Source organism: Oleiphilus sp. HI0066, assembly GCF_001635725.1.
In genome coordinates this window covers 1-1,558 of the sequence record NZ_LWFH01001470.1, presented here as the reverse complement: position 1 = coordinate 1,558, position 1,558 = coordinate 1, and the positions used below count along the sequence as shown (strand labels likewise).

Genomic DNA, 1,558 nt, shown 5'->3' with positions numbered 1-1,558 from the left:
GAAACGGCTATCCCTACTATTCCGCTTGATGCGATAGCGAGCTTTCTTTCGACAAATCGTATTGTGACAGCGGAAGAGCTAGAAGCGGCGCCATATATCTTGTCAGGTAAAGAAGACCACTTAATTACTGGCGCCGGTGACCAAGTGTTTGCGCGTGGTGATGTGAAAGGTGAAAACTCAGTTGGTGTTTTTCGTAAGAGTGAGCAATATGTTGATCCAGACTCTAAAGAATTTTTGGGTTTAGAGGCGAAGTCAATTGCGACGGCAGAAGTGGATGCGGTGCAAGGTGAAGTAATTACTTTGACCGTTCAGCGCTCAAGCGAAGAGTTACGTATTGGTGATCGCGTATTGCCGACGGATGATCGCGTGATCAATTCTACATTTACTCCGAGCAAGCCAGATGGTGATATTCGTGGCAAGATGATTGCTGTTGAATCTGGCGTGGGCAACATCGGTCAGTATAACGTTGTTGTAGTAAACCGTGGCGCAAGAGAAGGCATCAAAGAGGGCAACGTACTCGCTGTGTATAAGTCTGGCGGTATAGTACGAGACCCTTACACTCAAGAACGCATTGAACTGCCTTCAGAACGAGCGGGCTTGATGATGATTTTCAGCGTCTTTGATAAGCTTAGTTACGGCTTGATACTACGCGCAAATCGTCCATTGAAAATTATGGATGAAGTTCGTACTCCGTAAGATAGTATCTGGAAATACAATAAATGATGAAGCCACCTCTTAGGTGGCTTTTTTGATCAAGGATGATCGAAAAAATGTCTATCTCTTCTGAGGCACGCTTGTGTCTCGCACTCTCTCAAATTCAAGGCTTTGGCCTGAAGCAATTTCATTTGCTGCGTGAGCAGTATGGTAATCCTTCATCATGGCGAAAGTTAAGCTTCGATGCGTTGAACCAATGTATCAGTAAGCCCAAGGTTTCTAGCGCAGTGCTAGATTGTCTCGCTCAGGCTGACCATTCTTTAAATCATGTTAGTGATTGGTTGAAGCAAGACGGTTGTTCCGTTGTTTGCTATTTCGATAGTCCTTACCCTGAAGTATTGCGCCAGATACACTTAGCGCCTGCATTACTCTATTTGAAAGGAAATATAGGCTTACTAAATCATCAAAATATTGCGGTGGTCGGTTCACGGAAGCCTAGTCTGCAGTATGCAGACATTGCACAAGAATATGCGTTTCATTTGGCTAAATCAGGCATGTCGATCGTCAGTGGTTTGGCTCTCGGCGTAGATACAAAAGCACATCTTGGGGCGCTTGCGGCGCAAGGGAATACGATTGCTGTACTAGCGACAGGAATAGATCGTTGCTACCCCGCTAAAAATAAAGATTTATATGAGTTGATTGCCCAGGAGGGATTGCTTGTTTCAGAAATGCCAATGGGTAGTGCGCCTCTTCGTCATAACTTTCCCAGGCGAAATCGTATTGTGTCCGGCTTATCACGTGCGGTCTTAGTTGTCGAAGCGGGCATAAAAAGCGGTTCGTTGATCACTGCGCGTTATGCGATTGAGCAGAACAGAGATGTTTATGCTGTACCGGGCTCTCCTAA

The 1,558-nt window shown here is 45.5% G+C and carries 2 protein-coding genes; both read left to right on the top strand.

Annotated features, from left to right (window positions below; translation table 11 throughout):
- A partial coding sequence (locus tag A3738_RS31410) for a peptidoglycan-binding protein (RefSeq protein ID WP_068763877.1) occupies positions 1-696 on the top strand: 696 nt, incomplete at its 5' end.
- A gap of 74 nt (positions 697-770) precedes the next feature.
- Positions 771-1,558, top strand: a 788-nt coding sequence (gene dprA, locus A3738_RS22780; RefSeq protein WP_197473971.1) for a DNA-processing protein DprA, incomplete at its 3' end; no start/stop codon positions are given.